Origin of the sequence: Psychrilyobacter sp., assembly GCF_049671765.1 — a bacterium.
Taxonomy (GTDB): Bacteria; Fusobacteriota; Fusobacteriia; order Fusobacteriales; family Fusobacteriaceae; genus Psychrilyobacter.
In genome coordinates, this window is sequence record NZ_JBATVM010000072.1 from 1 (window position 1) to 7,001 (window position 7,001).

6 protein-coding genes are annotated in these 7,001 nt (G+C 29.1%); 2 read left to right on the forward strand and 4 right to left on the reverse strand.

Features of this window, described 5'->3' with window-relative positions; genetic code table 11:
- Nucleotides 1-884: sulfurtransferase (locus WBG30_RS03665; protein ID WP_424503293.1), on the reverse strand; the 884-nt coding region annotated here is incomplete at its 3' end.
- 390 nt (nt 885-1,274) lie between these two features.
- Here WBG30_RS03665 and WBG30_RS03670 point away from each other — a divergent pair.
- Complete coding sequence (locus WBG30_RS03670) at nt 1,275-1,712, forward strand: YaiI/YqxD family protein (RefSeq protein ID WP_424503294.1); 438 nt, start codon at nt 1,275-1,277, stop codon at nt 1,710-1,712.
- A gap of 195 nt (nt 1,713-1,907) precedes the next feature.
- On the opposite strand, the gene WBG30_RS03675 is transcribed toward WBG30_RS03670, so the two are convergent.
- Nucleotides 1,908-3,251 carry an alanine/glycine:cation symporter family protein gene (locus WBG30_RS03675; RefSeq protein WP_424503298.1) on the reverse strand — a complete coding sequence of 448 codons (1,344 nt, stop codon included), beginning with the start codon at nt 3,249-3,251 and terminating at the stop codon, nt 1,908-1,910.
- Between the two features lie 268 nt (nt 3,252-3,519).
- Here WBG30_RS03675 and WBG30_RS03680 point away from each other — a divergent pair, with 268 nt between their 5' ends.
- Nucleotides 3,520-4,437: a DMT family transporter gene (locus tag WBG30_RS03680; protein ID WP_424503295.1), complete on the forward strand. Its 918-nt coding sequence runs from the start codon at nt 3,520-3,522 to the stop codon at nt 4,435-4,437.
- 98 nt (nt 4,438-4,535) lie between these two features.
- Here WBG30_RS03680 and WBG30_RS03685 read toward each other — a convergent pair whose 3' ends face one another.
- Both WBG30_RS03685 and WBG30_RS03690 read right to left on the reverse strand, forming a co-directional pair.
- Nucleotides 4,536-6,221 carry an NAD(P)H-dependent oxidoreductase gene (locus WBG30_RS03685; RefSeq protein ID WP_424503296.1) on the reverse strand — a complete coding sequence of 562 codons (1,686 nt, stop codon included), beginning with the start codon at nt 6,219-6,221 and terminating at the stop codon, nt 4,536-4,538.
- A gap of 2 nt (nt 6,222-6,223) precedes the next feature.
- Nucleotides 6,224-6,781: a PadR family transcriptional regulator gene (locus WBG30_RS03690; RefSeq protein ID WP_424503297.1), complete on the reverse strand. Its 558-nt coding sequence runs from the start codon at nt 6,779-6,781 to the stop codon at nt 6,224-6,226.
- Nucleotides 6,782-7,001 lie beyond the last annotated feature (220 nt).

Here is a 7,001-nt window from a genome sequence, read left to right on the forward strand (position 1 = left end):
CACTGAATCCATGAACCATCATAATTTTTAACATCTTTATATCCCAACAATTCTCTTAATACAAAGGTCATATGAGCTGATTGCATTCCTGATTCAGAGTATAAAATAACTGACATATCTTTTGTAATCCCATGTTTATTCAAAACTTCTTTTATTTCTTTAGATGAACTAAATGTTTTATCCTCTTCTACCACAATATCCCATGGAATATTATCTGACCCTGAAATTCGCCCTTTAATGAATGTTTTTTCACCTGAAATTAAACCATCAGATTCAAAAAAAGATCTTGTATCTAAGATCACCGTATCATTTGACATTGCAACTTTCACATCTTCTAAATTCGCTGATCTAGATAGATCTACTGAACTTCTAAACTTGTATATTGCAGGAATTTTTGGTTTTGCTATAGCCCCTCCTACTACTTTTAATTTAGCCAACTTCCATCCAACTATTCCACCATCTATTATAGATATATTTTCATGGCCATACATGTCTAATATCCACCATAATCTGGCCACCTCATAGTCTCCTCCTTCACCTAGTAATAAAATATGTGTCTTAGGAGTGATTCCGTATGAACCTAATATTCTAGCTATTTTTGAAGGAGTAGCTCTCATATCATCATATTTATATTCCCCTTTATCAGCAGAAAAATCAGTTTTCCAAATTTGAAAGGACTCTCTTACATGTTCTTTTTCAAAATTTTCTTTTTTTCTTACATCTAAAATTACTAAATCAGTTTCACTCTCTATCATTTTATTTGCAGTTTCTGGGCTTATTAAAGTATTTGTTGCATATATAGAATAATCTTTGGGTGCTTTAGACCTAGCCATCCCAACTATAAAAACGGTTATAAACATTATCATTATTAATAGTTTTTTCATATTATTCTCCCCCTCCCTTTTTTTAATTTAAAGAAAGCACATTTCTTTCTTCATTAATATTATTTTAACATAATCACCACAAAATTAATCTGATATAGTCTTAATAGATATATGTTATATTAAGTTTTTTCCTTCTATTCATTTTTTTCTATTTTTTATAATACCTTAAATTTCTAATTTTTATTCATATTTTTTAACTTCATACATTTTAATTATTTGAAAGAGAAAAACAGTTGAAGGTGTTTTAAATATTCTTCTAAACAATATACATAATTTCAATCTTATATTCAATAAGTGATGATAAAGTAAGTCCTATTCTACTGGCCTTTTGATTATTTTATATAATATGATATTATCTAGATAGATAATATTGATGTAGGAGGAATAAAATTGAGAATAGTAATAGATGCTGATGCCTGTCCAAAGGGTGTAAAATCCATATGTATAGAGTTAACTAAGAAGTATAATTTAGAATTAATCATGGTCGTAGACACAGCTCATGAATTAAAAGGAGATTTTAAAGTTATTCAAGTTGAAAAAGGAGATGATTCTGTTGATTTAGAAATCATGAGAATTTCTACAAAGGAAGATATAGTTATCACTCAAGATTATGGACTAGCAACTATTATCTTAGAAAAAACTCATAGTGTTATCCATCCTAATGGATTTATTTATAATAAATTTAATATTGATTCATTGATGTTCTCTAGACATATGAGTGCAAAAATTAGAGCTTCTGGGGGAAGAACCAAGGGTCCTAAAAAAAGAAAAGCTAATAATGACATAGAGTTTAGAGAAACACTCCTAAACCTTCTTCAAATTTTATAATAAATAAGGGATTATATAATTTAATTATATAATCCCTTATTTATTATATTTGTAGTCGTGCAATACGATACAAATATAATCGACCTTATTACATCTAAATTAATAATAATAAAAAAAATTATCCCTTTTATTTTTTATTTTACAAAAAAAAGGCAGAGAAATTTTCTCTGCCTTTAAAAGTGTCGCCGCGAGCTTTTAATTCGCTACCCATTTTTTCTTAGATAATACATTAAAATCATAATCTTCTAATGACCCCAAACATTGTTTTCTTAAGATAAATAAAGCGGTTAAGTTAATAACACCCATAAATCCTAATCCCAGATCAGCTAAAGACCATACTACAGCACTTTGGTTTACTCCTCCAAATAAGATCATTATTAAAACTAAAACTTTATATACTGTCTTTAGATAGTTTTTATCACTGATATAGTTCAAATTTGTTTGAGCATAATATCCAATCCCCAAAATTGTACTAAATGAGAATAAAAATAAGATCAATGCTATGAAGTTTACTCCAAAAGCTCCAAAGTGATAGTTCATAGCCCCTTGTAAAAGCTCCATTCCAGATAAACCCTCTATAGCTCCTTTATCAGCTAGTAGCATGATCATAGCTGTAGAGGTACAGATTACCAAAGTATCCACAAAAACTCCTAAACTTTGAGTCAGCCCCTGCTTTACTGGATGACTTACCTCTGCTGTAGCAGCCACTGATGTAGCTGTCCCAAGACCTGCTTCGTTAGAAAATAGCCCTCTCTTTACACCAGCCATTACTATTGCACCTATTCCACCGCCAACAGCTTGTTTAAAGCCAAAAGCTCCACTAACGATCTCTCCTAAAACTCTAGGTATTATCTCAATATTTTTTAATATTATTACAAATACCAACAATAGATAGATGGCAGCCATTATAGGTACTAATTTTTCCAAAATCTTAGGAATTTTACTGACTTTACCAAAGGTAAGTATCCCAGTAAAACCTATCAATAAAAAACTCATGATAGTTTTATCTATTCCAAATGCATTATTAAAAGATACCGTTACAGAATTAGCTGTTATTGCACTTACTCCTAAAAAGCAAAAAATTGAAGCTAATACAAACAATATACCAAATTTTCTATTTCCTAGGGCTTTTTCGACATAATATGCCGATCCCCCTGTTAATGTTCCGTCTTTTTTTCTTACCCTATGTAATTGTGCTAAGGTTGCTTCTGCAAAACCTGTAGAAGCTCCTAATATGCCAACTATCCACATCCAGAATATAGCTCCCGGTCCTCCTACTGAGATTGCCGCTACTACTCCTGCTAAATTCCCTGTTCCTACCCTAGAGGCTGTACTTATACAAAAAGCCTGAAAGGATGATATTCCTTCTGTAGTTTTTTCACCTTTATCTACTAGCAATTTTACCATGTGTTTAAATAACCTAAATTGAACAAACCTGGTTTTTACTGTAAAGTAGATCCCTACACCTAACAACATTACAACTAACAAATTAGTCCCCCATAAAAAACCATTGAGACTATCAATAACTCTCTTCAACATTTCCACGCTACCACACTCCTTAATTATATCCCTAATACATAAAAAAGGAAGATGTTTTCATTCCCAAACATCTTCCAAAATCGATTAGGAAATTACGGTCCTTCATACCGTTCTAGAATATTAACATATCCTTTTATAAAATACAATAGAATTAATTTATACTTAAAAAAATAATAAAAATAAATTATATTAATTTTAAAGACTATTGTAAAAAAAATTTATTACTGCTAGAATGTATCTAATTATAAGAAATTTAAGGAGGAGTGAGATGAATAACGAGATTTTAGGTTTAAATAAAAACAAGATAAAAGAGTTGATAAATAAAAATTTAATGGTCATTGCAACACTATTTTTTTCAGGAGCTTTTATAGCTGGTAAATTTTCCATAGCCGAATTTCCAGTGTATTCCCTAACATTTTTTAGATTTTTAATAGCAGCTGTAGTTTTATTTTTAATCATGTTGAAAAGAGGAGAAGATCTATCTTTAGAAAAATCAGACATCCCTAGAATAATCCTTTTGTCCCTCCTTGGAATGGTGGGATACCATGTACTCTTTTTTACAGCATTAAAGTATACAAGTAGTGTTAATACTTCACTTATAGCAGCTATGAATCCAATCATTACTACTCTTATGGCATCTTTATTTTTAAAAGAAAAATTTCCTAAAAAAGCAATTGTAGGCATATTCCTCTCCTTTTTAGGAGTAGCTATGATAGTCACTAATGGTTCCATAGATGTAATTAAAAATATGAATTTTAATGTTGGAGATATCTCCATGCTCTTAGCTATCCTATCTTTTTCTCTTTATTTTATAGTTTTAAAGGGAATTGTAGGACGTATTGCACCTATAAAACTTACATTTTATGTGTTTTTATTTTGTGTAATCCTTTTGATTCCCATGGTGATTTATGAAAACCCCATGAGTTTTCTGCCTAATACTACTTGGACAGGATGGAGCAGTCTAATATATATGTCGATCTTTGCTTCGGTCATAGCATATTTAATTCAACAAGTATCGGTAAAAAGAATAGGACCTGCCAAAACCTCTCTATATATTAACTTAGTCCCTTTATTTTCTATGATAATGGCATACTTTATCTTAGGAGAAGTTATTACGCTACCTAAAGTTTTAGCAGGAATTATGATCATATCAGGAGTAATTATAACTTTGAGGAGTAAGAAATAAACTTATAGAAAAAGTCCCTAAAAAATATTTAGGGACTTTTTTGTAAAAAAACATCCTAATTAATGTTTAATTTTCTAGAACTTCCTATATTTGATCTTTTACCCTTGCATAATTTTTTTAGGATACCACTCAGAATACCATTTTGTAAATTTCAGAGCTAAAATATTTAATATATATATATATGGAGTATATTGAATTTTTTCAATATTATAAAGCCCAATAAATATACATCCTTGAATTAAAAACATTATACTCCAAAATAACGTTAAATTTTCATTTGTTTTTTTGAAAATAATATTTTGACTCACATTACCTTCAACTGTATATTTTGAATAATCCGAAGTCAATGGTTTCTTGTCTAATAGCGATACTCCCCATATTATTGCAATTGAAAAATAATTTAAAATCATTCCTTTGTCACCAATAATTGACATTTCCGTAAGTTGTGCAATTCCAATTATAAAAAAATATAAAAAACTTGATTTCTCAAAATATGTAATCTCATCATATTTTCTCTTAATACCAATGATTATAACAGTTATTAAAAGTGGAATCCAAATTCCAAAAATACCATTAGAACTAATTGCTAACCACGATATAATCCATGGAATAAATTGAACACTCATCCATTTATCACCATTTAATCCTAATATTTTCTTGTCTTTAAGTTTTTGCCTCTCACATTTTTCTGTTTTATTACTCCCAAATATTGAATTCATTTTCATTAAAAAATCTAAATCACCCTTCACTTTATATAATCCGTCCACCATTGCCTGTGAACCATCTAATTCACCATTTGATATTTTCACCCAAATTGTATATGGGGTTAATATCTTTGTAGTATATGATAAACTTTTCCCTTCCTTTAATTCACATATTTGGTCTTTAATAATAAAATGATGAGTTTCTTTAATATCTATAAATTCTATTTCAAGTATTGAATTATACCCTTTTGAATTTACTTTATTAAAACTATGTTTCATTAATTTCAAATAATTAAATCCTCTTAAATTTTCTTTTGCCTCTAATAAATTTAGGGTTTTCTCCAATCCCATTGCTTTTTCTAAAGTTGGTGGTATTTCTCCTTTGGCTTCCCAACTCAAGTTTGCCATCTCTATAAAACTTTCTAATGGAACCAATGATTTACATAGCAGAGTTTTGGTACTCTCTGAAAATTTATAATTATTTGCAAACTCAATACCAGCCTTATTAACGGTATCATAATACCATTGAATTTTGCTTTGTAGTGGTTTTCTAGATAATAATTCTCCCATTACACATAATATTTTCTCGTTAACCCCACCATTTGTTATTTTAGAAAATGTCTGCATTATAATATCAAAATTATTATATTCTGGAAAACCGCAGTTAGATATAACTATATTTTTCTTCTCTGAAACACCATATCTTTTTGGATGTCCATATATCCCATTATTTTTAACTATATAAGGCAAATTAAGAGGCAGAGTACGTTCTATAAACTTTTTTAAAATAGATGTCATCCCGTGATGATATAACGGTGTTGCCCAAATTATAATGTCTGACTCTAAATATATCTCTATTAATTTTTCCATATCATCTTGGTGTATACATTTTCCAGGAGTTTTCTTCCAACAATTAAAACAACCAATACATCCATTAATGTTAAAGTTTTTTAACTCTACATGATTAATGCTTACATTAGGATTTACACTCAAATAGCCTTCAATAAAAGCCTCGACTAATTTTGCTGTATTTCCTCTTTTTCCTCTAGGGCTTCCATTAAGAATTAGTATTTTTTTCAATATTATATCTCCTCCTTTCCCTCCAAAAGTATTAAGCATTCATCCACCCAATTTATATTTGCTTGTGCATTAATAATCCCTCTTTTAATAGCCATGAGCCAATAAATTTTTTCTCTTGGTTTTCCAATGTATTGAGACTTAATATCAAGTTCTAATTCTACTTTTTTAAGTTTCTCATAAAAAAATTTATTTAAAGATTTATATTCTATTAATTCTTCTAATAATTTTTCATCGTCAGAAGTAGCACTAAAAAAAACTCTCATTGTCATTTCATCTCTAAAATCCATGACTTTAATTGGTGAATGACCATCCAACCATTTTATGAGTTCTTCTTTACCTTGATCAGTTAGTGTAAAAACTTTTTTATTAGGTTTATCGCTCTGTTGTATTATTTCAGAATTAACCCAGCCTTTCTTTTCAATTAAACCTAATTCACGATAAATTTGACTCGTTTGAGCCTTCCAAAAAAAAGCCAATGATTCATCGAATACTTTCATCAAATCATATCCTGTCATTGATTTATAAGTTAATAAACCAAGTATTCCGTGTTTTAATGACATAAATAACTCCTTTAATTTTAATTTATACTCTACATGTACAATATATAACATGTGGAATATAATGTCAAAATTTTATTAAAGAACCTAATCTAGGAAAAATATCCTCCAAAGCTTAAATATCTTTCAGAACTTCCCCCTAATCCCCTTCTTTATAAAAGACAGGAAAACAAGGAGAAAGTTCTATTTTTTTATAAAAAAAAACACCCCTTAGGATGTTTAA

Coding starts and splice junctions, on each gene's coding strand:
- WBG30_RS03675 (WP_424503298.1), bottom strand. CDS start 3,251: ATGTTGAAGAGAGTTATTGATAGTCTCAATGGTTTTTTATGGGGGACT.
- WBG30_RS03680 (WP_424503295.1), top strand. CDS start 3,520: ATGAATAACGAGATTTTAGGTTTAAATAAAAACAAGATAAAAGAGTTG.
- WBG30_RS03690 (WP_424503297.1), bottom strand. CDS start 6,781: ATGTCATTAAAACACGGAATACTTGGTTTATTAACTTATAAATCAATG.